Source organism: Maribacter stanieri (genome assembly GCF_900112245.1).
Classification (GTDB): domain Bacteria; phylum Bacteroidota; class Bacteroidia; order Flavobacteriales; family Flavobacteriaceae; genus Maribacter; species Maribacter stanieri.
Map to the genome: position 1 here is coordinate 397,941 of NZ_FOYX01000001.1, position 26,877 is coordinate 424,817.

The 26,877-nt window shown below is 34.3% G+C and carries 27 protein-coding genes; 12 read left to right on the top strand and 15 right to left on the bottom strand.

The genetic code is table 11. The features are described 5' to 3' along the window. Positions 1 to 3: 3 nt before the first annotated feature. Genes trmB through BM296_RS01675 form a run of 3 tightly spaced genes read right to left on the bottom strand, consistent with a single transcriptional unit; the run spans position 4 to position 2,482 of the window. The gene (trmB, locus tag BM296_RS01665) at positions 4 to 672 is read right to left on the bottom strand and encodes a tRNA (guanosine(46)-N7)-methyltransferase TrmB (RefSeq protein WP_091900992.1); all 669 of its coding nucleotides are present in this window, start codon (positions 670 to 672) and stop codon (positions 4 to 6) included. 52 nt (positions 673 to 724) lie between these two features. Next, entirely contained in the window at positions 725 to 1,795 is a 1,071-nt protein-coding gene (locus BM296_RS01670) for a sensor histidine kinase (protein ID WP_027065896.1), read from the bottom strand. Further along, positions 1,796 to 2,482, bottom strand: a complete 687-nt coding sequence (locus BM296_RS01675; RefSeq protein ID WP_027065895.1) for a response regulator transcription factor — start codon at positions 2,480 to 2,482, stop codon at positions 1,796 to 1,798. It lies immediately after the preceding gene. Between the two features lie 230 nt (positions 2,483 to 2,712). Between BM296_RS01675 and BM296_RS01680 the strand changes: the two genes are divergently transcribed. The 6 genes from BM296_RS01680 to BM296_RS01705 all read left to right on the top strand — a co-directional run bounded on the left by BM296_RS01680 (position 2,713) and on the right by BM296_RS01705 (position 9,702). Next, the gene (locus tag BM296_RS01680; RefSeq protein WP_091900994.1) at positions 2,713 to 4,005 is read left to right on the top strand and encodes a beta-helix domain-containing protein; all 1,293 of its coding nucleotides are present in this window, start codon (positions 2,713 to 2,715) and stop codon (positions 4,003 to 4,005) included. A gap of 99 nt (positions 4,006 to 4,104) precedes the next feature. Next, positions 4,105 to 6,942, top strand: a complete 2,838-nt coding sequence (locus BM296_RS01685; protein ID WP_091900996.1) for a TonB-dependent receptor — start codon at positions 4,105 to 4,107, stop codon at positions 6,940 to 6,942. Between the two features lie 172 nt (positions 6,943 to 7,114). After that, the gene (locus BM296_RS01690; RefSeq protein ID WP_143099032.1) at positions 7,115 to 7,597 is read left to right on the top strand and encodes a hypothetical protein; all 483 of its coding nucleotides are present in this window, start codon (positions 7,115 to 7,117) and stop codon (positions 7,595 to 7,597) included. Between the two features lie 243 nt (positions 7,598 to 7,840). Then, on the top strand, positions 7,841 to 8,149 hold the full coding sequence (locus BM296_RS01695) for a T9SS type A sorting domain-containing protein (RefSeq protein ID WP_091901000.1): 309 nt from the start codon (positions 7,841 to 7,843) through the stop codon (positions 8,147 to 8,149). A gap of 176 nt (positions 8,150 to 8,325) precedes the next feature. Then, complete coding sequence (locus BM296_RS01700; RefSeq protein ID WP_091901002.1) at positions 8,326 to 8,649, top strand: T9SS type A sorting domain-containing protein; 324 nt, start codon at positions 8,326 to 8,328, stop codon at positions 8,647 to 8,649. Positions 8,650 to 8,724: 75 nt separating this feature from the next. Continuing rightward, positions 8,725 to 9,702 carry a LuxE/PaaK family acyltransferase gene (locus BM296_RS01705; RefSeq protein WP_091901004.1) on the top strand — a complete coding sequence of 326 codons (978 nt, stop codon included), beginning with the start codon at positions 8,725 to 8,727 and terminating at the stop codon, positions 9,700 to 9,702. On the opposite strand, the gene BM296_RS01710 is transcribed toward BM296_RS01705, so the two are convergent. From BM296_RS01710 to tyrS, 4 genes are all read right to left on the bottom strand, one after another. Beyond that, the gene (locus BM296_RS01710; RefSeq protein ID WP_091901006.1) at positions 9,699 to 10,148 is read right to left on the bottom strand and encodes a hypothetical protein; all 450 of its coding nucleotides are present in this window, start codon (positions 10,146 to 10,148) and stop codon (positions 9,699 to 9,701) included. The two genes, BM296_RS01705 and BM296_RS01710, sit on opposite strands and share 4 nt — an antisense overlap. A gap of 68 nt (positions 10,149 to 10,216) precedes the next feature. Continuing rightward, positions 10,217 to 10,750, bottom strand: coding sequence for a hypothetical protein (locus BM296_RS01715; protein ID WP_091901009.1), 534 nt, complete (start codon positions 10,748 to 10,750; stop codon positions 10,217 to 10,219). Between the two features lie 80 nt (positions 10,751 to 10,830). Next, positions 10,831 to 11,217 carry a hypothetical protein gene (locus tag BM296_RS01720; protein ID WP_091901011.1) on the bottom strand — a complete coding sequence of 129 codons (387 nt, stop codon included), beginning with the start codon at positions 11,215 to 11,217 and terminating at the stop codon, positions 10,831 to 10,833. 48 nt (positions 11,218 to 11,265) lie between these two features. Next, on the bottom strand, positions 11,266 to 12,558 hold the full coding sequence (gene tyrS / locus BM296_RS01725; protein WP_027065885.1) for a tyrosine--tRNA ligase: 1,293 nt from the start codon (positions 12,556 to 12,558) through the stop codon (positions 11,266 to 11,268). Between the two features lie 101 nt (positions 12,559 to 12,659). Here tyrS and BM296_RS01730 point away from each other — a divergent pair, with 101 nt between their 5' ends. Continuing rightward, positions 12,660 to 13,667, top strand: coding sequence for an NAD-dependent epimerase/dehydratase family protein (locus BM296_RS01730; RefSeq protein ID WP_091901013.1), 1,008 nt, complete (start codon positions 12,660 to 12,662; stop codon positions 13,665 to 13,667). Here the strand turns inward: BM296_RS01730 and BM296_RS01735 are convergent. The 3 genes from BM296_RS01735 to BM296_RS01745 are packed head-to-tail and all read right to left on the bottom strand — an operon-like array spanning position 13,648 to position 16,147. Then, on the bottom strand, positions 13,648 to 14,082 hold the full coding sequence (locus BM296_RS01735; protein WP_091901015.1) for a DUF4296 domain-containing protein: 435 nt from the start codon (positions 14,080 to 14,082) through the stop codon (positions 13,648 to 13,650). The two genes, BM296_RS01730 and BM296_RS01735, sit on opposite strands and share 20 nt — an antisense overlap. Further along, positions 14,079 to 15,416, bottom strand: a complete 1,338-nt coding sequence (locus BM296_RS01740) for a dihydroorotase (RefSeq protein WP_091901017.1) — start codon at positions 15,414 to 15,416, stop codon at positions 14,079 to 14,081. Before BM296_RS01740 ends, BM296_RS01735 begins: the two co-directional genes overlap by 4 nt. Before the next feature lie 2 nt (positions 15,417 to 15,418). Next, complete coding sequence (locus BM296_RS01745; RefSeq protein WP_027065881.1) at positions 15,419 to 16,147, bottom strand: polyprenol monophosphomannose synthase; 729 nt, start codon at positions 16,145 to 16,147, stop codon at positions 15,419 to 15,421. A 135-nt stretch (positions 16,148 to 16,282) separates the two neighbouring features. On the opposite strand from BM296_RS01745, the gene BM296_RS01750 reads away from it, so the two are divergent. From BM296_RS01750 to BM296_RS01760, 3 genes are read left to right on the top strand one after another with little or no spacing between them, the layout of a single operon-like run. Then, entirely contained in the window at positions 16,283 to 17,956 is a 1,674-nt protein-coding gene (locus BM296_RS01750) for an ArnT family glycosyltransferase (protein WP_091902925.1), read from the top strand. Positions 17,957 to 18,009: 53 nt separating this feature from the next. Further along, positions 18,010 to 18,609 carry a DUF4271 domain-containing protein gene (locus BM296_RS01755; protein ID WP_231500534.1) on the top strand — a complete coding sequence of 200 codons (600 nt, stop codon included), beginning with the start codon at positions 18,010 to 18,012 and terminating at the stop codon, positions 18,607 to 18,609. A gap of 8 nt (positions 18,610 to 18,617) precedes the next feature. Then, entirely contained in the window at positions 18,618 to 19,361 is a 744-nt protein-coding gene (locus tag BM296_RS01760) for a uroporphyrinogen-III synthase (protein ID WP_027065878.1), read from the top strand. A 57-nt stretch (positions 19,362 to 19,418) separates the two neighbouring features. Here the strand turns inward: BM296_RS01760 and pckA are convergent, their stop codons facing one another. The 4 genes from pckA to BM296_RS01780 all read right to left on the bottom strand — a co-directional run bounded on the left by pckA (position 19,419) and on the right by BM296_RS01780 (position 24,341). Then, complete coding sequence (gene pckA / locus BM296_RS01765) at positions 19,419 to 21,035, bottom strand: phosphoenolpyruvate carboxykinase (ATP) (RefSeq protein WP_091901020.1); 1,617 nt, start codon at positions 21,033 to 21,035, stop codon at positions 19,419 to 19,421. Between the two features lie 257 nt (positions 21,036 to 21,292). Then, positions 21,293 to 22,420, bottom strand: coding sequence for a glycerate kinase (locus BM296_RS01770; protein ID WP_091901022.1), 1,128 nt, complete (start codon positions 22,418 to 22,420; stop codon positions 21,293 to 21,295). Continuing rightward, positions 22,421 to 23,887 (bottom strand): SLC13 family permease, encoded by a 1,467-nt coding sequence (locus BM296_RS01775; RefSeq protein WP_091901023.1) that lies wholly within the window; start codon positions 23,885 to 23,887, stop codon positions 22,421 to 22,423. It abuts the gene before it with no gap. 61 nt (positions 23,888 to 23,948) lie between these two features. Beyond that, positions 23,949 to 24,341: a DUF423 domain-containing protein gene (locus BM296_RS01780; protein ID WP_091901025.1), complete on the bottom strand. Its 393-nt coding sequence runs from the start codon at positions 24,339 to 24,341 to the stop codon at positions 23,949 to 23,951. An 81-nt stretch (positions 24,342 to 24,422) separates the two neighbouring features. Here BM296_RS01780 and BM296_RS01785 point away from each other — a divergent pair, with 81 nt between their 5' ends. Next, positions 24,423 to 25,796 carry a saccharopine dehydrogenase family protein gene (locus BM296_RS01785; RefSeq protein ID WP_091901027.1) on the top strand — a complete coding sequence of 458 codons (1,374 nt, stop codon included), beginning with the start codon at positions 24,423 to 24,425 and terminating at the stop codon, positions 25,794 to 25,796. Positions 25,797 to 25,855: 59 nt separating this feature from the next. Beyond that, complete coding sequence (locus BM296_RS01790; RefSeq protein ID WP_027065872.1) at positions 25,856 to 26,326, top strand: Lrp/AsnC ligand binding domain-containing protein; 471 nt, start codon at positions 25,856 to 25,858, stop codon at positions 26,324 to 26,326. On the opposite strand, the gene BM296_RS01795 is transcribed toward BM296_RS01790, so the two are convergent. Further along, positions 26,323 to 26,823, bottom strand: a complete 501-nt coding sequence (locus BM296_RS01795; protein ID WP_091901029.1) for a GNAT family N-acetyltransferase — start codon at positions 26,821 to 26,823, stop codon at positions 26,323 to 26,325. The genes BM296_RS01790 and BM296_RS01795 overlap by 4 nt on opposite strands. Between the last annotated feature and the right edge of the window lie 54 nt (positions 26,824 to 26,877).

Sequence of the window (26,877 nt, forward strand, 5' to 3'; positions counted from 1 at the left end):
AAATCAATTTACCTTGAACCTAATAAAAGTAATAGGCTTTCCTTTTTCAAGATACTGATTTTCATAGAAAGTCTGTATTTCTAAGACCTCTTTAGGGCTACCTTCATTCTTATACACATCATGGTTGGCATAAAGTACCTCTAAACCTAGACCGTGTAGCAACCCTAAGGTATACCCATGCATAAACTCGCTATCCGTTTTAAGATTAACCGTTCCTTCAGGTTTTAAAACTTGTTTGTACCGTTCTAAAAATGTAGCATTGGTCATACGGTGTTTGGTACGCTTATATTTTATTTGTGGGTCTGGGAAGGTGATCCAAATTTCAGACACTTCCTCTTTTCCAAAAAGATGATCAACCAATTCTATCTGAGTTCGAATAAAACATACATTTGGTAAATCTCCTTCAACAGCTTCTTTAGCTCCTTTCCAGAAACGGGCGCCCTTTATATCAATACCAATAAAATTCTTATTCGGAAATTTCTTTGCCAATCCAACAGTATACTCGCCTTTACCACAACCCAATTCCAATACAATAGGGTTGTCGTTTTTGAAATGGGTATTCCATTTTCCTTTCAAAGGGAAACCGTTTACCACTTCATCCCTAGTTGGTTGAATTACGTTTGAAAACGTTTCGTTTTCCTGAAATCTTTTTAACTTATTCTTACTTCCCACAATTATCACTTATAAACTGCGGCAAATCTAAGAAAAAAGAGAGGGTTAGCGTTTATAGTACTTCTTCTATTTGAACGATACTTTTCTCTAAAGTAAAAGAAAACTCCGAACCTACCTCTACAGCGCTTTCCACATATATTTTTTCTCCGTGGGCTTCAATGACATGTTTTACAATGGCAAGACCTAATCCAGAACCGCCTTCACGGCGACTACCACTTTGATCTACCCTATAAAAACGTTCAAAAAGCCTTGGTATATGAACCGCTGGTATGCCTTCACCATTATCCGTCACCCTTACAATAACCTTATTCTTTACTAAATTTTCAACACTTACCTCTGTAGTACCATTCTCATTTCCATACTTTATAGAGTTCACTAATAAGTTGGTAAGCACTTGTTGTATTTTCTCTTTATCGGCAAAAACCAAAATCGGTTTCGGATAAGCAATATCGAATGTTAACGTAATATTTTTTTTATCGGCTTTCATCTCCAACAAATCAAATACACTTTGAATTAGCTCTACAATATTAAAAGTTTGTTTTTCTAACCTAAGATCCCCCACCTCTAATTTAGTAATGAGGTCAAGGTCTTTAACAATGTATATTAAACGATCTACCGCTTTATTTGCGCGAAATATGTATTTCTTTCTTACGTTTTTATCATCGATTGCACCATCTAATAAAGTCTCTAAATACCCTTGAACAGTGAACAACGGAGTCTTTAATTCATGAGAAACGTTCCCTAAAAAATCTTTACGGTACTCTTCTCTAATCTTTAAAGTATCTATTTCTATTTTCTTATCCTTGGCAAATTTTTCAATTTCAGCTGTCAACGTTCGCATATCTGTCATAACAGGATACGATGGTATCGTTGAAGATTCCAACAGCTCTACCTCATCATAGATTTTTTTAATACGCATGTAGATAAACTTCTCTATCCTTACTTGTAAAGTGACAAAAGAAATAATGAAAAAGGTTATTGCAGCCAATATTAAAACCCACCAATTTATGGTGCTAAATTGCCATTGCAATACTGACAATATAAGTGTGCCAATAATTACTATATAGAGTGATGAGCGAAATGCAAAACGATATGATTTTCTAGAACGAACTGGAGCTGCCATTTAAAGAACAAACTTATATCCTACTCCCTTTACAGTTTTAAAATGGTCCTCTCCTATTTTTTCACGAAGTTTTCTAATGTGTACATCTATTGTACGACCACCAACAACAACTTCATTACCCCAAACTTTGTCAAGAATTACTTCTCTCTTAAATACTTTACTTGGCTTAGAAGTCAATAAGGCAAGAAGTTCAAACTCTTTTCTAGGTAAAATGATTTCTACACCTTTCTTAATAATTTTATACTCCTCTCTATTAATGACAATATCACCCACCTTGGTAATATCTTCTTGAGTATTTTCGTCATTTTTAACACGTCTAAGAAGTGCGTTTACTTTACTCACCAATACTTTTGGCTTTATAGGCTTAGTAATGTAATCATCTGCACCTGCATCAAAACCGGCTACTTGAGAATAATCTTCCCCTCTAGCTGTCAGAAAGGTAATAATAGAACTTTCCATACCAGGGGTTCTTCTTAGAATCTCGCAGGCTTCTATACCATCCATTTCTGGCATCATTACATCTAGTATAATAAGGTGCGGTAATTTCTTTTTTGCTTTTGCAACACCATCGGCACCATTCTTAGCTGTATAAACATCATACCCTTCCGCAGATAAATTATAGGCTACAATCTCTAGGATGTCTGGTTCATCATCAACTAAAAGTATCCTAATGTCCTTCTTTTTCATGGTTTTCAAATTAGATTGATTCGCTCAAAAGTAAAGATAATACTCTTACAGCAACGTCACTTAACATTGATTTAATGTAGTAACGTTTAGGTAACATTAACAAAATAAATGTTTAACACCTAGCTAACTCGAACATTACAACCCTTCTCTTTCTTTGCCGTGCAATAAAATTGTACGTGTCAAGAACACAATTACCAACCTAGTTAAATTAATAAATTTAAAAAGAAAAGATGAAAAAAATTATTTGGTCACTTGCTACAGTAACTGCTATAATCGCTGCAGCATCTTGTGAAAAAGAAACAGTTGTAGAAATTGAAAAAGAAGTTATCGTTGTAGATACAGTTACAACTGAAACTGAAGTTCAAACAACAATTACAGTTAGTGATGACATTACAACCGATGTTACTTGGACAGCTGACAAAATAGTTACTTTAGATGGTAGAGTTTTTGTAACTGAAGGAGCTACATTAACTATTGAGCCAGGTACAATTATTAAGGCTAACGCAGGGTCAGGTGTTAATGCTTCTGTATTAATAGTAACAAGAGGTAGTAAAATTGAAGCCGTAGGAACTGCTACAGCACCAATTATCTTTACATCTTCTGCTGATAACATTGAATTAGGTGAAACTGCCGGTACTAACCTTGATCAAAACGATCGTGGTCTTTGGGGTGGTTTAATTATATTAGGTAATGCACCTGCTTCTTTTGATGGTGATGCTGAATCTGCTCAAATCGAAGGAGTTCCTACAGATACTGACGGTGATAAAGGATTATACGGTGGATCTGATTCTGCTGATGATTCAGGTACTTTACAGTACATCTCTATTCGCCATGGTGGTGCTTTGATTGGTGAAGGAAACGAAATAAACGGTCTTACTTTAGGTGCCGTTGGTACTGGAACAACTGTTGACAACATTGAAGTTGTTGGTAATGTTGATGATGGTGTTGAATTCTTTGGTGGAAGCGTAAACGCTACAAACTTATTTGTATGGGCACAAGGTGATGACGGTCTTGATATTGACCAAGCTTACTCTGGTACTATTGATAATGCAGTCGTTATACAAGGGGGTATTTCTGATCACGCTTTAGAAATTGATGGTCCAGAAGGTTCTTTACAAGGTGGCTTTACTTTAACAAACGCTACTTTAATTGGTTTAACCGACAACGTTGAGAATGGAGAAATCGCAGATTACCGTTCAAACGCACAAGGTACTACCAACAATATATTAGTAACTAATTTCACAGGAGTAGGTACTGATTTACAACTTTCTGATATTGAATTAGACAACGAAGGTGTTGCTGCTAATTATACTGCAGGTTCACTAGTATTTACCAACTGGGAAATTGTATTACCAGAAGGTGTTACTGCTTCTTCTGAAGTTTTTAATGACACTACAGACAGTACAACTTTTGAAGCTGATGCAACAACTTTCTCATCTGCTGCAACAGAAGGAACTGTTGGTGCTGATACATCTGCTTTTTCTTGGACTTACGCTAACACAAAAGCTAGCTTAGGTTTCTAATTATAAATACAAATAATAGTTACACATAATAATTGCTCGTCCTAATATAATTTTTAGGCGAGCAATTTATTTCTTTTTAACATTTTCAACTCATTACTTATGAAACTCAAGTTATTATTAATTTTACTCATCACTTTTTCCGCTCAAATAATATCTGCGCAAGAGGGTATTATATCAGGAACTGTGAACGACGGTGAATTTAATGACGTTCTGCCTTTTGCTAACATTCTTATTAAAGGAACTACAAAAGGTACCACATCAGATTTTGATGGAAAATATGTTCTAGACGTAGAGCCAGGCACATACACCGTTACTTTTTCGTATTTAGGATACGAAACAAAAGAAGTAGCAGAAGTAATCGTTGCACCTGGTGCAGAGCAAATAATAGATATTACATTAAACCCGCTTGCCAATGCGCTAGACGAAGTTGTGGTTACTACCACAGTTAGTAAAAACACAGAAGCTTCCGTGTTAAACCTACAAAAGAATTCGGTAGCATTATTAGATGGTTTATCCATACAAAGCATTAAAAAATCTGGTGCTAGCGATATTGCAAGTGCTATTAAATCGGTACCTGGTGTATCTGTACAAGGAGGTAAATTCGTTTACGTTCGTGGTTTAGGTGACCGTTACACTAAATCCATTTTAAATGGTGTAGATGTACCTGGTCTTGATCCAGATAGAAACACACTTCAATTAGATATTTTCCCTACCAATATATTAGATAATATAATTGTTGTTAAATCTGCAACCGCAGATCAACCTGCAGATTTTACAGGTGGTGTGGTTGATATTGTTACTAAAGATTTCCCATCAAGAGCAGAGTACAGTTTCTCTGCTGGTTTAGGTTATAACTCTAGCATGCACTTTAAGGACAATTACCTTAGCTATGATGGTAGTCCAACAGATGCATTAGGTTTTGATAATGGTCAAAGAGATTTAGCAATACCACAAAATATAGAAACTCCTTTACCTGTTGTAGACGGTAATAGATCTGCTGCCTTAACAAGATTATTGGAACCAAATCTAAAAGCACTAGAAAATCAAAGTGGTGCAGATTTCAATATTGGTTTTACAGCTGGCAACCAATACGACCTTAATGAAGATGGAACTAAAAAAATAGGTTACTTAGCCTCTCTTACGTATAAAAACAGTACTGATTTCTACGAAGATGCTGTTAGCGGACAAGTATTTAGAAAACAAGATCAAGACAAATCTGTTCTTGAGCTAACCGATGATAGAACACAATCTGGTAATATTGGTGTTAACAACGTACTTATTAGTGGGCTTGCAGGTATTTCATTAAAAAGCCTTCAGTCTAAATACAAGTTGAATGTATTACATATACAAAATGGAGAATCTGGTGCTTCATATATTAGACAAGATAATTTTAATGTAAACTCTAATACTATTTTCAAAGATGTATTAACGTATACACAACGTTCTATTACCAACATTCTATTAAATGGTGAACACACGAACGAAGATGCTTCTTGGAAAGTTTCTTGGAAAGTTTCGCCAACATTCTCTAAAATCTATGATAAGGATTTGAGAACGACTCCATTTAGATTTGAGCCAGAAACTGGAAACTTTACTATTTCTCCTAGTGAATCTGGAGACCCTAGTAGAATTTGGAGGGACTTAGAAGAATACAATGTAGCTAGTAAATTAGATCTTACAAGAAAGCATCAATTATTTGGTAGAGATGCAAAACTTAAATTTGGTGGTGCGTTTACTATTAAAGAAAGAGACTTTGTTGTTAATCAATTCTCGACACCTATACAATCACAAGCAGGAAACTATAGTTTAAATTTTGAAGGTAATGCAGATTTAGTTTTAGCTCCTGAAAATATTTATGATCCTGAAACAAGAGAAGGTACTTATGTAAGACGTGATTCTAATATATCCGATTCTTTCAACTCTCAAATTACAGTTGGTGCAGGTTATGTTGGCGATGAATTTAAACTATCTGATAGGTTTAACGCAATTGTTGGTGTAAGATTTGAAAAGTTTGACCTACGTTACTCAGGTGAAAACCAAGATGGTGAAGTTTTTGACAATCAAACAATTTTAGATAAAGCAGATTTCTTCCCTTCTGCCAACTTTATATACGAACTAAACGAAGAAGCAAATAAGAAAATAAGAGCTTCGTTTTCTAGTACTACAGCAAGACCTTCTTTTAAAGAGGCTTCTAACGCACAGATTTTTGACCCTGTATCAAGTACTTTCTTTATCGGTAATATTGATATTCAGCCAACCTATATCAATAACTATGATATAAGATTTGAAGCTTATGGCGAAGGAACAAATTTCTTCGCGATCAGTGGTTTTGCTAAAACTTTTGATGATCCTATAGAACTTACTTTTATTAGAGAAGCTAGAGGGCAATTTATTCCTTTAAACCTAGGTGATGCCAAAGTATTTGGTGCTGAATTGGAATACAGAAGAAATATGGGCTTTATACCAGGATGGGAAAATTTCAATTTCAATGCTAACATTTCTGTTATTGAATCTCAGCAAACATACAGTGAAGATGAAGAAGCAGCAAGAATCGATAACTTAAGAACAGGTGAAACATTAGATGATACGAGACAATTACAAGGGCAGTCTCCTTTACTTTTAAATGTTGGGTTTAGCTACGATAATAATGACAATGGATGGCAAGGTGGTATCGTTTACAATGTTCAAGGTAAAACTTTAGAGATTGTAGGTAACGGCGATATTCCAGATGTTTACACGCTACCTTTCCACAACTTAAAAATGAACTTAAGTAAAGAGTTTGGAAAAGAGAACAGCAGTAAAATATCTTTAAAATTCGAAAATATCTTGAACGATGACATTGAAAGTGTTTACCAATCTTTTGGAGCTCAAGACCAAGTTTATTCTTCTAGATATCCAGGACAAGCTATTTCTTTAGGATATAGCTACCAGTTCTAAAATCTTTAAAATTCAGTAGCCAAAAGCCCGCAATTTGCGGGCTTTTTTTATTCTTAATAACCTATAACCATTTGATAACATTTAGCTCATAATAGATGTGGGATTATATCTTAATTTTAGTAAGAATCTTAATATGATGAAAAAAATTACCTTTTTTTTAGCTAGCTTTATTATGGTCATTTTAGCTTCTTGCTCAAAAGAAGAAAATATAGACGAGTCAACATCTGATGAAATATTAAAACCGATTTCTAATGATGATGCATTTCTAATTCCTTCAGGAACACAAATCGTAAAAGACTCATTGCAATTTACAATGAGACTAAAAGACTTTGATTTGGAAATCGATTTTAATGAAATTCACTCAATATCTTTGTTTTTTAAAGACCCCATTTTAAATGAAATGAAACCTTTATCTTATATCGATTTAGAGAGGGACTATCGCATATCCTACGAAGGAGGAAGCGACCTTGAGGAATTAGACTATACCATTTATATTGAAAATGCTGACGGAACCGATTATTTTAGTTCAAGTTTCGAACTTAAAAACCTGACGATTATAGGCTTAAATATTTCCAAAATTAGAGATATCCCTACAGGAACTTTAGATTATAGAGATTTTGATCAGTTAGTTGATTATTTTAATCTTCACGATTAATTCTACTCTTAATTTTTTTAATAAAAGTGCGCAAATTTCGGGCTTTTTTGTTTAGAATAATTCTTACAAGCATAGACTACACGCTACTAAAATCAATAGAAAAAGCGTAGTTAAAGTCATAAAAAGTGCATTTCATCGATCTTTTTGCATTTCATCGATCTTTTCACAATATCCACTCTTACAAAAACTAAAAGGAGTGTTAAATTCATATATTTGTGGCATAGCATTTGTAACCAGCTATATATGAAGCAACTTTACCTAATCATCTTCTTTTTTGTTATTTCCTTCAGCTATGGGCAAAGTTCTCAAAGCAATGGAGATATTGATGGTTTTAGTATGTACCCAAATCCGGTTACCACAGGTAAAGTCTATATTTCTACAAACCTTAATGCTCCGAAAGAAATTTTCATTTATGATGTTTTCGGTACATTATTACTAAAAACTACCATCTTAGGTAAAGAATTGAGCTTGTCAAATTTAGATGCTGGTGTTTACGTATTACGTGTTCTTGAAAAAAACAAAATGTGTACACGTAAATTAATTATCAAGTAATAGAATTACCAATTTTCATCTTACTTCTTATAATCCTTATCGGTTAAATACACATTTTCCCGACGAATAACTTCGCCTATCTCATTGACCTACATAATCTTAGGTTTCACAACATTTTCGGTATCCTAGTAACACTTATATATACCTTTGAAGTGTTGATCCCAAATCAATAAAAAATGAAGAAAATCTACTTTATGCTATTTATGGTAGTATCTGTTGGGCTATATGCCCAAGACACCATAGATATCAACAACCTACGTAACGATGAAATTGCCGGTTTTAAATTATATCCAAATCCAGCAATTGCAGATGTTGTTTATGTAACAACACAGTTAAACAACCTAAAAGAAGTTAAGGTATACGATGTTTTCGGTGAATTAGTGCTGACCGAAAAATTGTCTACAAAGGCAATGAATATTTCCCGCCTATCCCCTGGTGTGTATGTTGTGCAAGTAACCGAAAACGGTAAATCAATTACCCGCAAGCTTGTTATTAAATAAATATCCTACTTAATTTCTATCCAAAACCATTAAAATAATTTGGTTCAGTACCTTTGTCATAATCGGCAAGAACCAATGGAAAATAATGCAATTTTTGATATTCGCACAAAGAGGGATTTTTTAACTCAAGCACTGCGTATTTTCAAGTTTCAATACACCAATAATTCCGTCTACCAAGCATTTTGCAAACTTTTAAATGTTGACCCAGATGCGGTTCTTACTTTAGAGCAAATTCCATTTTTACCTATAGAATTTTTTAAGTCTAAAGAAGTTCTAAGTACTACCACCTTACCAGAAATAACTTTTACCAGTAGTGGAACAACCGGGAGTGAAACAAGTAAACACTTCGTTACCGACCTAAGTATATACGAACAAAGCTATTTAAAAGCTTTTAATCACTTTTATGGAGATATTAGCGACTATTGTGTTCTTGCGCTATTACCTTCATACCTAGAGCGCACAGGTTCTTCCCTAATTTACATGGTTGAAGATTTAATTAAAAAATCTAATCACCCAAAGAGTGGTTTCTTTTTAAATGAATATGGACAACTTCAGGAATTGATACTTGAACTCCAAGAAACCAATACTAAAATATTGATTATCGGAGTTTCTTTTGCCTTACTTGAATTTACCGAACAGTATCAACTATCCTTAAAAGATGCTGTTATTATGGAAACGGGCGGTATGAAAGGGCGCCGAAAGGAAATTGTACGACAAGAGTTACATCAATTATTATCACAGGGTTTCGGAGTGCAACAAATACATTCAGAATACGGAATGACAGAGCTTTTGTCACAAGCCTATTCTAAGGGAAAAGGCGCATTCGACTGTCCTAATTGGATGAAAATTCTAGTACGAGATACCGAAGACCCACTTACCTATTTAAACACTGGAAAATCTGGCGGAATAAATGTTATAGACTTGGCGAATATTAATTCTTGCTCATTTATAGCAACTCAAGATTTAGGTAAAATGAACCAAGATGGCACTTTTGAAATTATTGGAAGATTTGATAATTCTGATATTAGAGGATGTAATTTAATGGTGCTTTAGTTTTTACTTAAAGAGTAATCTAATCCAGGACCATCACAAGCCATCCATAAGCTTGAAATCATTGTAGATGTTCTGTACATTAAAAGTTCTTTAGCATCGCCTGTACAATTGCCTGCTAGCTCTTTTCCCGTTTCAAAAGTAAGTTCTAAGTAATGATTAGCATCATCGTCATATTCAATTACTTCAAAACTACCTGTAGCTTCAAAAATTAACCCATCTATAGTTCTTGACTTTAAGAAAGTGCCCTCAGGCGAAAAGATATAATACCCTTGCCATTCCATTTCTTCTCCTGTTGTTTCAGAATTTTGAAAGCTCCCTGACATTTGCACCAATTCCCATTTCTGTTCAGAAAAAACGAACTGAGTAGACGCTAAACCGAAGTCATCATCACTAGAACAGGATGCAAGAAATACCAGATATAGAAATAAAACGGCATATTTTTTCATAACACAAAGCCTTTTATGTATTTACAAGATACCTAACCGTTAAATAGTTGCGTTAAGCCGATCTTAAATTAAAGCCCTAAAATTTTAGCATCTACAAAGAATGTAGAATTAACCTCTAATTCATGATCTGTACTCATTAATTCATCAGTAACGGTATTCAATCGCAAGCTGAATTCATCTTTCTTTATGTACTCTTTCAAATCTGTATCTGAGGTATCTAAAGTAATGACATTACCTGCATCTTCTGGCACTTCATCCAAATTTGCAATTAGAATTTCTTCTAAACCATCTGCCGATATATACATTTCTATAGAATTTAGAAAGCTGAAATCTGCTTCTTCTGGCGAAATTATAACCAACTCTAAATCTGTTAATTTAATTTCTTCGATTAAGTCTTTTCTGGTGTCATTTACAGCAAAAGTAGATTCTGAATTAGTTTCCATTTCTGGGGTAAAAACGTCAAACGGTAAATTAATTCCTGTAGATGATGGTATGGTAGCGCGTTGGCTATACTCCATATCAAACTTTGTTAATTCATCTATTTTATCGCAAGCAGTAAACAATACAAGTAAACAGATAAAGGAAATATACTTTTTAAACATAATTTGGGGGTTTATGCTAGAAAACGTAATATGAACAAATTTATTCTAAGGGAATAGAAATATTCCCCCTTAAAACTGTCTTATCGTACAAAAATAAAGGTTACCTCATCATCAGAAATCTCTGGACTATCTTCATAAGTAAGTGTGAGTTGCGAACCTTTAACTTCAAAACGAAACACATTACCATCTGAAAAATTTATACGATTTGCTTGCCCTCCGTAAAAATGCTCTCCATTTTCCCTAAAAAAAGCATACTCGCTTTCATGGGTAACAGTTACCATACTTCTTTCAGTATTAAAGTCGATTTTGGTTAACGAAAAATCTATATCAGGTTCAAAACCACAATAGCAAACTACATTAGAGAGTACCCATTCACCCTCTACAGCTTCATCTTCAATTACGCGATCATCATCTGAATTACAACTTAAAAACAGTAATGAAAAAACAATTAACAATCTCAATTTCATTCTACTACATTTTTAAATAAGAGTGCACAACAAGCTCAAAGTTGTTTTTTAGTTAAATACCAATACAAAATAATTTTTCTTACCTCTTTGTAATAGCACAAATTTATCGTTAATTAAATCATTAGCTGTAATTAAAAAGTCTTCTTTTACTTTCTCTTTATTTACCGAAATCGAGTTCTGCTTCAACTCTCTTCTTGCCTCACCATTAGAACCTAAGAAGTTCGTTTTTGCCGCTAATGCCCCAATCATATCAAGACCATCTGTTAATTCTTCTTTTGAAAGTTCTGCTTGTGGCACACCTTCAAAAATGTCTAAAAATGTCTTCTCGTTCAACCCTTTTAAATCTGACGCTGTTGATTTACCAAACAAGATTTCACTAGCTTTTACCGCATTGTCCAAATCATCTTGTGAATGAACCATAACCGTAATCTCGTCTGCCAATCTCTTTTGTAAAAGTCTTAAATGTGGTGCTTCTTTATGTTGTTTTATTAAGTCTTCAATTTCTTGTTGACCTAAAAATGTAAAAATCTTAATGTATTTATCGGCATCTTCATCTGATGTGTTCAACCAATATTGGTAGAATTTATAAGGTGATGTTCTTTCTGCATCTAACCAAACATTACCTCCTTCAGTCTTACCGAATTTTGTTCCATCGGCTTTTGTAATTAACGGACATGTAAGGGCATACCCTTTACCACCGGCAATTCTTCTTATTAATTCTGTACCAGTAGTAATATTACCCCATTGATCGCTACCCCCCATTTGAAGGCTACAGTTATGTTGTCTGTATAAGTGAAGAAAATCATACCCTTGCACTAATTGATAGGTAAACTCGGTAAATGACATACCTTCTTTGGCTTCTGAAGAAAGTCGTTTTTTTACAGAGTCTTTAGACATCATGTAATTAACCGTAATGTGCTTACCTACATCTCTAATAAATTCTAGAAATGAGAAATCTTTCATCCAATCATAATTGTTGACCAAAACCGCAGCATTATCATCACTACCACTAAAATCTAAGAAACGAGATAATTGTTCTTTCAATGCATTTTGATTGTGACGCAGTGTTTTTTCGTCAAGTAAATTACGTTCTGCAGATTTACCTGAAGGATCACCGATCATACCTGTAGCACCACCAATTAAAGCATATGGCTTGTGACCAGCTAATTGAAAATGGCGAAGCATCATTACCCCTACCAAATGACCTATATGTAAAGAATCTGCTGTTGGATCTATACCTACATAAGCAGACTGCATACCTTCTAATAAATGCTCTTCTGTTCCTGGCATTGCATCATGCAACATTCCACGCCACTGTAACTCCTTGACAAAATTTGTCATCTCTTCCTGAATTTTAATTGAAATGCAAATATAAATGGAATTCCTACCAGTACATAGTAGATTTAGGCATGAATTTCACTCCTATTCGCTAAATTTGAACTATGGTATTAGTTACAGGAGGCACAGGGTTGGTGGGGTCGCATTTGCTGCTGAAATTAACAATGGATGACAATATTGTTCGAGCACTTTATAGAACTGCGGATAAATTAACCCACGTAAAAAAAGTTTTCTCTTATTATTCAGACAACTACGAAGCATTGTTTGAAAAAATTGATTGGGTACAAGGGGATATTTTAGATATTCCTTCTTTAGAAACTGCATTTGAAAATATAGCCCAAGTATACCATTGTGCCGCATTTATCTCTTTTAATCCATCTGATTTCAAAAAACTAGAACGTATTAATAGGGAAGGAACTGCGAATATTGTTAATATGTGCATTACCGCAGGTGTCGATAAATTATGTCATGTAAGTACCATTGGCACAATAGGAAGAACTATTACTAAAGAAAAAGCAGATGAAGAAACCGAATGGACGCGCCAAAATGCCAACCCATATGCCATAACTAAACAACTTGCCGAAATGGAAGTTTGGCGTGGTGCTCAAGAACAACTAAAAATGGTAATTGTAAACCCTGGCGTTATTCTTGGACCTGGATTTTGGAATAGCGGTAGTGGTTCTTTTTTTAAAACCGCCTCTAAAGGCTATAGTTATTACCCCCCTGGTGGTTCAGGTTTTGTAACCGTTACCGACGTGGTGAACATTATGATTCAGCTTATGAATTCTACAATTCACAGTGAACGCTTTATTCTGGTTGCAGAAAATTTATCGTACCAAGAGATTTTGCAGAAAATTACGTCTTCTATGGGGAAAAAACCACCCTCTAAACCATTGAAATTTTGGCAACTGAATATTGGCAGAATTGCAGATAAGTTTAGAAATCTACTAAATGGAAGTCCTAGAACAATTACAAAAAATACTATTTACGGCCTAAAAAACCCAACTACGTTCAACAATTCAAAAATTAAACAAGCATTGCAAATTGAATTTGAACCTTTAGAAGAACAAGTAGCATTTTGTTCTAAGCAATTTATTTCTGACCAGTCTTAGCCGCAATAGAGTCCTTTTCTTTTAGCTCTATTTTCTTTTTTGTTTTCTTGGCAAGGCTAATACTATCCCTAAGTTTTTTCTCCATATCCAATTGTACACGTTGCGCTTCTAGCTCAGACTCAACCTTTTTATACATATTCTCATACCTCAGAGGTTTTGAAGCATAGTATCTATCGCTATCTACAAATTGTGCACTATCAATTTCAAATTTTTCAAAAACGAATGTTGTAGGCTCTATTCCGTTCTCCCTTAACTTTCCAAGATTGGTTGTTTTTGCAGCATTGACAATGGCCATTTCTTTTATAATGGACACCATTTTATCTTCCGGAATTAAATTATCTGGCTTTTCAATCAATTCTTCTGCACAAGAAGAAAATAATAACATTCCTAAAACTAATAATAGTACTTGTCTCATGGTCTATTAAATGTTAGTCTTTTTGCATTTCGTTTTTCTGAAAACTGACCATTACTATAACCTAAATGTCCATTAACGAATGTGTGTATTACCTTAGATGAGAATGTAGTATCCTCAAAAGGAGACCATTTACACTTATAAGCAATATTCTCTTTTGTAACCGTCCATGGGTTATTTAAATCTGCTACAACTAAATCTGCATAATACCCTTCACGTATATATCCACGCTTCTCTATCTGAAATAGAATTGCCGGGTTATGACACATTTTCTGTACCATCTTTTCTAATGAGATAACACCGTCCTTTACTTTTTCTAACATAGCATTTAATGCATGCTGAACTAATGGACCACCAGATGGTGCTTTTGTATAAACATTATTTTTTTCCTCTAATAGGTGTGGTGCATGATCGGTAGCAATAACATCTATTCTGTCATCTAACAAAGCATCCCAAAGCATGTCTCTGTCATTTGCTGTTTTTACTGCAGGATTCCATTTTATTAAAGTTCCCTTTTTAGCATAGTCGGCATCTGAAAACCAAAGGTGATGAATACATACCTCTGCAGTTATCTTCTTTTGCTCTAAAGGAATATCATTCTGGAACAAATCGGTTTCCTTACCCGTAGATAAATGAAACACGTGTAATCTAGCACCTGTTTTCTTCGCCAATGCTATTGCTCTTGAAGAGGAAAGGTAACATGCTTCTTCACTACGAATAATAGGATGCAATTCTAACGGAATATCATCTCCGTACTCTGCTTTATATTTTGCTAAATTTTCTCGAATGGTAGTTTCATCTTCGCAATGTGCTGAAATTACCATCTCTGTATTTCTGAAAATATTTTCTATTACTTTTTCGTCATCTACCAGCATATTCCCCGTAGAAGAGCCCAAAAATAATTTTATACCAGAACAAGCATTCTTATCTAATTTCTTTAGCTCCTCCAAGTTATCGTTAGTACCACCAAAAAGAAAAGAATAATTGGCAAATGCCGAGTTAGCAGCTGTTGCAAACTTTTCTTCAAGCTTTTCAATAGTCGTCGTTTGTGGTGTTGTATTAGGCTGCTCCATAAATGTTGTTATACCACCGGCAAGAGCTGCCCTACTTTCTGTTGCAATAGTACCTTTGTGCGTAAGACCAGGTTCTCTAAAATGCACTTGATCATCTATAACGCCTGGCATAATATGTTTACCTGAACAATCTATTACCTCAGCATCTGCATCAGATATGTCTTTTGCTATTTTTACGATTATTTCATCAACAATAAGAATATCACTTTCCTCAATAATCCCTTCGTTAATAATAATTCCGTTTTTTAATAAAATCTTACCCATAACTAAAACTTATTTTTCAAAAATAAACTTCTCATCTTCATTATAAATACACCCCAAATAGCCTCACTTATAATTGATGAACTCATTTTAGATTTTCCCAAAACACGGTCTCTAAAAATTATAGATACCTCTTCTATTTTAAAGTGTTTTAAGTGCGCCCTAAACTTCATTTCTATTTGAAAAGCATAACCTACAAAACGAACGGAGTCTAAATCTATAGCCTCTAATACATGTCTTTTGTAACACACAAAACCTGCCGTTGGATCATGCACGCGCATACCCGTAATTAACTTTACATAAATAGAAGCCCCATAAGATAATAACACCCTATACATTGGCCAGTTTACGACGTTCACCCCATTTTTATATCTAGAACCCACAGCAAGATCTGCTCCGTTTTCACATGCCTTTAATAACCTCAACAAATCTGAAGGGGTATGAGAAAAATCGGCATCCATCTCAAATATATAATCGTAACCCTCGGCTATCGCCCATTTAAAACCATGTATATATGCGGTTCCTAATCCAGATTTTTCCATTCTAGTTTCTAAAAAAAGTTTTCCATCAAACTCTTTTTGAAGACTACGAACACAATCACCTGTTTTATCTGGCGAATTATCATCTACGATTAGCACATGAAATTCTTTCTGCAAATCGAATACCGCCCTAATTATGGCCTCTACATTCTCAATTTCATTATACGTAGGTATGATTACAATACTACTGGACATAAGTTATTTATAGGTGTTTCGACAAAAGTAAGGTTTTAATAGTCTTCTTAAAATGGCCAACAATACCTTTATGAAATTTTTAAACTAGATAGCTAACCTTAAATTTGTAATTTTGTCACTTAGTAACCTATGCAAATGTTGACTAAAATTCCAAAGCAGTTTTACTTTTTTTTAGCTGCAATATTCATTTTAAATCTTATTCAATCCAATTTTACGCAACTCATTTTTGATGAAGCTTATTATTGGTATTACAGTCAGAATATGGCTTGGGGCTATTTTGACCATCCACCAATGGTAGCACTTTTGGTTAAAACAAGCAGCTTTTTCTTTAACGGAGAACTTGGTGTCAGGTTTATGAGCTGTGTATTATCCGCAGTCAATATCTTACTACTTTGGTTGATGATAGACAATCCAAAAAAGAATGATTACGTAAAACACTTTTTTGTTCTTGTCTTTTCCATGACATTATTAAATGCGTATGGATTTTTCACTTTACCAGACACTCCACTTTTATTTTTCACAAGTTGTTTTTTATTGACCTACAAGCACTTTATAAAAAAGCCTACAGCTGTCATAGCCATATTGCTTGGTGTTTTTATGGCTGCTTTAATGTATAGTAAATACCATGCTGTATTGGTCATCTTCTTTGTCTTATTATCTAATCTAAAATTAGTAACCAATAAATACGCATGGCTATCTGTAACTGTTGCTCTGTGCTGTTACGCACCACATTTTTATTGGCTATATGACAATGATCTTGTTTCTATAAAATATCATTTATATGAACGACCCAATGGTGCTTATAGTTTTGAGAAATATACCCTAGGCTTTTTTGTTAATCTGGTTGCCGTATTTGGACTAACATTCCCTTTAATCTATAAAGCTCTTTTTAAGACTAAAGGAAATGACTTATTCAACAAAGCACTTATATACTTAACATACGGTGTTCTTATCTTCTTTTTTATATCTAGTTTTAATAGAAGAGTGCAAACACAATGGATTATTATTATTTGTATTCCTCTAGTCGTTATCGCTTTCAATTATATGCTACAAAACAAGCAAGCCTTAACTTGGATTTTTAGACTTGGTCTTATCAATACAGTTTTAATTATTTATCTACGAATGGGACTCGCCTATCAACCGCTCCTTTTTAATTTCTTTTACGAAAGTCATGGTAATAAAGAATGGGCACAGGCTATTGAAAAAGAAGTAGGAAATATTCCTGTAGTATTTGAGAACTCATACAGAAATGCACCCATGTATTCTTTCTATACTAACGGCACGCCAACATTTTCCTTAAATAATTTTATGTACCGTAAGAATCAATATTCCATAAACGATTCTGAAGAAAAAGTACGTGGTAAGGATGTCGCCTATATCTCAAAATATTCTAACAACCCTACTTTTACTTATACAAGAGAAGATGGCGGACTCTATAAAGGTAAGTACATATCTAATTTTCAATCGTATCGTAAATTAGAGTGTATTATTGAGGACACTCCTGTTTCATTGAATTCTGATGAGGACATTTTACTAGAAGTCTACAATCCTTACAAAGAAAGCATTGAGCTTAAAAAAGTGAAATTCGCAGTTACCTACATGGACGACTACAAAAGTCCTGTTGAAACTCTTAAAATAATACCAGAACTCGTAGAACCAAATACAACACTCTTAAAACAAAAAGACACCACAAATTTTAAATTTCAATTACCTAAAACCAAATTGAAAAACATTGGTTACTTTAGAGTAGTTATTTCTGAAAATGACCTTCTTTATGGGCTAAACGGAAAACCAATTCCCATAAATTAATGGAACCTATTGCAAGAACATTTGGGCAAACCGATTGGATTACCATAACACTTATGGCCAGCTTGCTATTTCCATTAATTGCAAAAAGCATCTATTATCCACGATTTTTAAACTTCATTATTCTTCCTTTCAACAACAAGTACATTAGCATGTACACTAAGAAAGAAAAACTGTTTAATTGGTTTCATTTTCTAATGAGCATCTTTCAAATCATAAATACTACATTATTTATATTTTTTATTTGGCGAGCTTACTTGAATCCTACAGAGTCAAAAAATCCTTACATATTTCCATTATTACTTGCAGGTGTTTTCTTATTTATTACTGCGAAAACAATGTCCCAGCTTTTTAACGGGTTCATATTTAATTCCTACAATACCTTTAATGAGTTGATTTTTAAGAAACTAACCTACCTTAATTATTCCAGCATTATTCTTTTCATTGCTAATGTGTTCTTGGCATATGTTTTTATAGATTCAACAATTGTAATTATTATTGGGTTAATTCTGTTTCTCGTTATTAATATAATTGGTTGGGTTACAGTATTAAGGAATTATCAAAAATTGATTAGCACCTATTTTTTCTATTTTATTTTGTACCTTTGCGCACTCGAAATTGCACCCTTAGTTATTATGGGAAGCTTTCTAAAATAGTGCAGCGTATGAAAGTAAAAACGATTTTGGTCTCTCAACCCGAACCAAAAATGGAAAACTCCCCCTATTCCAAACTTATCGACAAAGAGAAAGTAAAGGTTGATTTTAGACCATTCATTCATGTAGAAGGAGTTGACGCAAAAACAGTGCGCCAGCAAAAGATAGATTTGAATGATTTTACTGCGATTATCTTAACCAGTAGAAACGCAGTAGACCATTTCTTTAGAATAGCAGAGGAGATGCGCTTTAAAGTGCCAGATTCCATGAAATATTTCTGCCAATCTGAAGCTGTTGCCTATTATCTTCAAAAATATGTGGTCTACAGAAAACGTAAGATTTACGTAGGAAAAAGATTATTCACAGATTTGGTACCGTTGATCAAGAAATATAAGGATGAAAAATTCTTACTTCCTTCATCAGATGTACTTAAAAGTGATGTTCCAGATACTTTAGAAACTTTAGGAATTAATTGGAAAAGAGCTATCTTTTACAAAACTGTAATTAGTGATTTATCTGATTTAAGAAATGTATACTATGATATCTTAGTATTCTTTAGTCCGTCTGGTATTGAGTCTTTATTACAAAACTTTCCAGATTTCGATCAAAAAGAAACTAGAATAGCAGTTTTTGGAAACAGCACAGTAGATGCAGCTACAGATGCTGGCTTAAGAATAGACATTAAAGCCCCAACACCTGAAACACCATCTATGACGATGGCACTACAGAAATATATTATGAGTGTAAATAAATAATACACTCAATAACATTATAATAAAAAAGCCTTGCAATGCAAGGCTTTTTTTTATGACTTAAAATGCGTACCGTTGCGGTCCACCTCTTCTTATTTCTTCACTGGCATAACTTTCAAATTTCTTAAAGTTCTCCCTAAAAGCATTTGTTAACTTAAATGCAGTTGTGTAATATTTATCATCATTGTTCCAAGTTGATCTTGGACTTAATACTTCACTTGGCACACCTGGACACTCTCTAGGCTGCGCTACACCAAATACGGAGTGGATATGATACTTATCATACGAATACAAGCCTAAGTCACCGTTTAAGACCGCTGAGATCATAGCTCTTGTGTATTTCAATTTCATACGTGTACCAACGCCGTAAGGTCCACCTGTCCAACCTGTATTTACAAGCCAAACATTTACACCAGACTCCTTCATCTTTTTACTTAGCATTTCTGCATACTTAGTAGGATGTAATGGCATAAACGGTGCTCCAAAACATGCCGAAAATGACGGTACCGGCTCTACAACACCTGCTTCCGTACCCGCTACCTTAGCAGTATAACCAGATATAAAGTGATATGCAGCTTGACTTGGAGTTAGTTTAGATATTGGAGGCAATACACCAAAAGCATCTGCCGTTAAAAAGAAAATATTCTTAACATTCTTACCAATTGATGGTTGTTGAATATTATCTATATGATGAATTGGGTAACTAACCCTTGTGTTCTGTGTAATTGAAGTATCGGCAAAATCAACATTACCATCTTTATCCAATACTACATTTTCTAAGATAGCACCTGGTTTAATAGCACCGTATATTTCTGGTTCTTGCTCTTCAGATAAGTTTATAACCTTAGCATAACAACCACCTTCAAAATTGAATACAGTGTTTCTACTGGTCCAACCATGCTCATCATCTCCAATTAATTTTCTATTAGGATCCGTTGATAAGGTTGTTTTACCTGTACCTGATAATCCAAAAAAGATTGCGGTATCCCCATCTTCACCCACATTAGCAGAGCAATGCATTGGCAATGTTTCTTTAAAAACAGGTAAAATAAAGTTTAAGGCAGAGAAAATTCCTTTCTTAATCTCGCCTGTATATCCTGTTCCACCAATTAAGGCAACTTTATCTGTAAAATTTAAAATTGCAAAATTATGCTGTCTTGTACCATCTACTTCTGCATCTGCCATAAAGCCAGGAGCATTAATTACAGTCCATTCTGGAGTAAAGTCTTTTAACTCTGCTTCAGTTGGACGAAGAAACATGTTATAAGCAAACATATTAGACCAAGGATATTCGTTTATAACCCTAATATTTAATTTATAATCCTCATCTGCACAAGCATAACTATCCCTAACAAAAAGTTCTTTTTCATTTAAATAGGAAATTACCTTAGCGTATAATGATTCAAATTTTTCTTGTTCAAACGGAATATTAATATTTCCCCACCATACCTTATCTTTTGTAATATCATCTTTTACGATAAATCTATCCATAGGGGATCTACCGGTGAATTCACCAGTATTGACAGCAAGCGTTCCATTGCCAGTCTCAACTCCCATACCCATTTCCAGTGTGGCTTTTTGTAGTTGTTCTGGTGTTTCTTGATAATGAAAATTGGCGTGTGTAATCCCATATTGTTTTAGGGATATGGTATTCGCATTTGTCATTGAGCTTTTCATGCTTTAGAAAATTTGTTCGTGTAAAACTAAAAAAATAAAAGCTGAACCATTGATTTTCAGAGCTCAATTAGCCGCATTCGTCGTCGAAATACGAATTCAATTAAAGAATCGTGAAAAATGAAAAATATTCGCAGACACTTTATTCCTTTTAATACACATTATAAAGAAATAACGCATATTAAATGTATTATTGTTATTTTGGAATTAAAATTTTAAGAAATAAATAAAAAAAGTCGTGTTTTTTTGACAACAGATTTTCATTTTACACTGAAATAATCAGCCGTTTTTGTAGCTAAAAGCACGGCTGCGTGCTTCATATTATACTCAAGATCCTTACTCTCATCTTGAATTTCAAATACATCGAAAATACCCCTTTGTTTTAATACATGTTTAGAGATGTCCAACTTTCCACAAATAGCAATTACAGGTAAATCATACCTTCTACCCAAATTAATTATCCCTTGCAATAATTTACCATTCAAAGTCTGCTCATCAATTTTACCCTCTCCTGTAATAATATAATCAAAACGTTCTCTTGCCAAAAGCTTATGAACACCAGAAAGCTCTAAAATAAAATCTATACCACTTAAAAATTCTGCATCGAAAAAAGTTTTCAACCCAAAAGCAGCTCCTCCTGCCGCACCAGCACCAGGTAGTTCCGCATGATCTACGTTGTATTTCTTCGACACAATGGTATTTAGATTTTTAAGCCCCATATCAAGATCTTCAATAATCACATCTGTTGCTCCTTTTTGTTTAGCATAAACATAAGCAGCTCCATTTTCACCGAATAATGGATTGGTAACATCATTTACCGCATAAAACTTAACCTTCTTTAAATCTGTAGATATGGCTGTATCATCTATAGTTTTTAATAACTGTAAGCTAGACCCTATTGTATCTAACTTCTCTCCCTTATCATCTAAAAATAGATACCCCAAAGCTCTAGCCATGCCAATACCACCATCGTTTGTTGCACTACCCCCTAAGCCAATATAAATATGCTCTACACCTTTTTCAACGGCGTCCTTTATTTGTAAACCAGTTCCATAGGTTGTGGTTAACATAGGATTTTGCTGTTCTGGCAACAACAACTCCATACCAGATGCATTTGCCAATTCTATGTATGCAGAATTTGTTTTCTGATTGTATAAGTAATAAGATTGAATCAATTTCCCTAATGGGTTCTCGCTAATTACCTGCATAGAAATGCAAGGTATGTAACTGGCAACGGCATTCATAAAACCATCACCACCATCTGATGCTTTGATGTAGTGAGAGGCATACGGAATACCTGATTCTTTTATACCTGAAATAAAAGCCTTGGTAAAGGCTTCACTCGATAAAGACCCTTTAAATTTATCTGGAATGAGTAATAGTTTCATTTATTTAAATTTTTGGGGGAAACTATTTATTGAAATATCCCATAACTCTGGGAGTACAAAATATACGAAAAAGGTTAATATAATAATAGAAATAACATTCATAAAGAAACCTTTACTCACCATATCCGGTATTCTTAAGTAACCAGACCCAAAAACAACAGCATTTGGTGGCGTGGCTACAGGCAACATAAAAGCACATGATGCCGCCACCGCAGCACCTACCATTAAAACGAAAGGATGCACATCTATAGTCAATGCCATCGGAGCCAAAACTGGCAGTAACATTGCCGTAGTTGCCAAATTAGAAGTTATTTCGGTTAAAAAATTCACTGCTGCGATCAGCACTAGTATCAAAATAATAATTGGCAAACCTGCCAAAGAAGTCATTTGACTTCCTATCCAGACTGCCAAACCACTTACCTCAAATCCCTTTGCCAGCGCCATTCCACCACCAAACAATAGAATTATACCCCATGGCATTTTTACCGCTTCTTCCCAATTTATTATCTGATCTCCTTTCTTTTTAGACGGAATCAAAAACAATACGATTGCAAAAAATATAGCAATAATGGTATCATCTAAACCAGGTAGTATTTTCTGTAATAAAAATGAACGCGTGATCCAACAGAAAGCTGTTAATGCAAATACGAATGCCACAACTTTCTCTTCATATGATATTTTACCAAGATTAGATAACAATCTTTTGATTTCTTCCTTACCGCCCGGAAAGGATTTTTGCTTAAACTTGAAAGCATACTTCGTTAGATATTTCCAACAGATAAAAATAAGTATAATGGATATTGGCAATCCAAAAGCAAACCATTGCATAAAGGTTATTTCATAGCCATAAGTATCTAAAACTACACCTGCTAAAACCAAATTTGGCGGCGTACCTATTAATGTTGCCACACCACCTATAGAGGCACTATAGGCAATTGCCAACATTAATGCCTTCCCAAAAGTTTTATTCTCGTCTTCAGCTGTTTTTGGATTATCTTCTAGTTGCTTAATTATCGCCAAACCTATCGGTAACATCATCACCGATGTTGCCGTATTTGAAATCCACATAGATAAAAATGCGGTAGCCACCATAAAGCCAAGAATAATCTTTCTAACATCTGACCCTATTAAATTGATGATATTTAAGGCTATTCTTCTGTGTAAATTCCATTTTTCAATAGCTATAGCTATTATAAAACCGCCCATATACAAAAAAACATACTTATGACCGAAAGAACCTGATGTTGCCGATAATTCTAACCCACCAGATAATGGAAATAAAACCAAAGGCAATAGCGCCGTTACGGCAATTGGAATAGCTTCCGTAATCCACCATACGGCAATCCAAATGGTTGAAGCCAGCACTGCATTGGCTTGCTCAGAAAGTCCTACTGGATGAAAAAAGAAATGAATTATAATAAATAAAATAGGACCCAAGATCAATCCCAGTAATTTTGTTTTACTCATACTAGCGCCATTATAGGTTGAAAATACGTTATTTAAGTGCTAAAATGCCGTATTAACCTGTCTATTTCAAAATTTTTGACTTCACAATTCCGTAACCTAATAATGCCCAGGCCGCCAATAAAAATAAGCCGCCAATAGGAGTGACAATTCCAAAAACTTTAAAGTCAAAATCTACAAGTGAATTCAAGGCCAGTACATAAATTGAAAATGAAAATAGCACTACACCAATTACTGTACATAGGTATATTGTCTTTTTAGATTTCACCATTTCAAAAGGTATTAAGCCAAGAGCGAACAGAAAAAAGGCATGATACATTTGATACCGAACTCCTGTTTCAAAAGTTGCCACAGCTTGGGCATCCACTATATTTTTTAACCCATGTGCGCCAAATGCACCAAATGCAACCGCCAACAGTCCAAATAGACAAGCTGTACCTAAAATTGTTTTTTTCATAACTTTTTCTATAACATTATTTATAAATGTAACAATTTGATACCTTAGTAAAATCGTTACAATCAAAAATACTGAAAACGTATGATGCGAAAAATTCTTGTTATCGGCGCAGGTAAGTCCACCTCTTATTTATTGGATTATCTTTTAGGAAAAGCGGAATCTGAAAAATTAGAAATCACCATTGGTGATATTAACCCTGATGCAATATCACCAGTTATCGCCAACCATGAATATTGTAATGTTATTGGTCTAGATATTTTTGATGATGCTGAAAGGAAAAAAGTAATTGAAAACTCTGATATCGTTATTTCAATGCTTCCTGCTCGTTTTCACATTAAGGTAGCAAAAGATTGTGTTACTTTAAAAAAACACCTTGTAACTGCTTCTTACGTTAGTCCAGAACTACTTGCTCTTGATAAAAAAGTTAAGGAAGCCGGACTCGTATTCATGAATGAAATAGGTCTTGACCCTGGTGTAGATCACATGAGTGCCATGCAAGTAATTGACCGTATACGCGATAACGGTGGCAAAATAATATTATTTGAATCTTTTTGTGGAGGTCTGGTAGCCCCAGAACATGATAATAACCTTTGGAACTATAAATTTACATGGAACCCAAGAAATGTTGTACTTGCCGGCCAAGGTGGTACCGCTAAGTTTATTCAAGAAGGGACATACAAATACATACCTTACCACCGACTTTTTAGACGTACAGAGTTTTTTGAAATTGAAGGGTATGGTCGTTTTGAGGGATATGCCAATCGCGATTCATTAAACTACAGGGAAGCATATAAGTTACAAGATGCCTTAACCATTTACAGAGGAACCATGCGTCGTGTAGGTTTTTCCAAAGCATGGAATATGTTCATACAATTAGGAGCTACCGACGATACATATACTATTGAAAACTCTGAAAATATGAGCTATCGTGAGTTCATTAACCTTTTTCTTCCTTATTCCCCAACCGATTCTGTTGAATTAAAACTGAGGCACTACCTTAAAATAGATCAAGATGATATTCGTTGGGACAAATTATTGGAACTAAACATTTTTGACCAGACAAAACAAATAGGAATACCTAATGCGACCCCCGCACAGGCACTCCAAAAGATTCTTGAAGATAGCTGGACATTAAAGGCCGAAGAGAAAGACATGATTGTTATGTACCATAAATTCGGATACGAATTAAATGGAGAGAAAAAGCAAATTGATTCTAAATTAGTGGTTACAGGAGAAAATCAAACTTTTACGGCAATGGCAAAAACCGTAGGATTACCAGTTGCCATGGCCGCTTTAAAAATTCTTAACGGCGAAATTAATACTCCAGGTGTACAGATACCTATTAGCAAAGAAGTATATGAACCAATATTAAAAGAGCTTGAGTCTTACGGCGTTAATTTTAAGGAGTATGAATTACCATATTTAGGCTATAATCCAAATTCTGTAGTTAACTAAACCCTTTTAACTGTCAGATTGAAACCAAATAAGTACATTTATGTTTATTTTGATAAAACATGAAAACACCAACTTCTTTGGCTAAAATTGACGGAATAGATAAGAAAATCTTACGATTTTTAATGGAAGATGCCCGTAAACCAGTTCTTGAAATTGCAAGAAGTATTGGTATATCTGGCGCAGCTATACACCAACGATTAAGAAAGTTAGAGGCATCAGGACTTTTATCTGGCTCTAAATTCATAGTAAATCCTAAATCTTTAGGGTATACTACAATGGCATATATCGGTATTTATTTGGATAAAGCAATGAGCAACCCGATGGCGGTAAAACAATTAGAAAAAATACCTGAAGTATTAGAGTGCCATTACACTACTGGTAACTGGTCTATTCTAATTAAAGTACTATGTAGAGATAATGAACACTTAATGCAGGTACTGAACAAAGAAATACAAGCTATAGAAGGGGTCTCTAGAACAGAAACCTTTATATCATTGGCACAACAAATAGATAGACAAATATCTATTTAAGTAGAAAGCAAGAGCAATTCTTCTGATTCTTCACTAAGTTTAATTGTATCTATTTTGTTGAACCCCAATTTACTCAATAGGGCAAGTGACTTTTCATTTGTTTCCATACAAATTGCCAACATGCGATTTAGCTTTAATTCTAATTTTCCAAATTGCATGGTAGCACTTGCGGCTTCGAATGCATGACCATAACCTTCGTATTTTGGTAATAAGGCGAAACCCAAATCTAAAGTATCTAAATAATCTCTTTTTAGAAATCCACAAATACCTATTGGAGTTCCATCTTTGAGGGTTACCACCATAAGTCCAAACCCATTAGTAGTATACCCTACAATTAATGAATTTTGAATATACTCTTTTGCATTATCGAGATTTGTAATGTTCTTATCTCCGATATATTTCAACCAACTATCACTGTTCAGTAGTTCATAAATGAAATACGCATCTTCCGAGTTTGCAGGTTTTAAATACAATCTTGCGGTTTTCAGTTGTTTCATTTGCTTTTAATTAAGAACAAAAAAACCCGCCTTAAATAGGTAGGTTTTTATAAT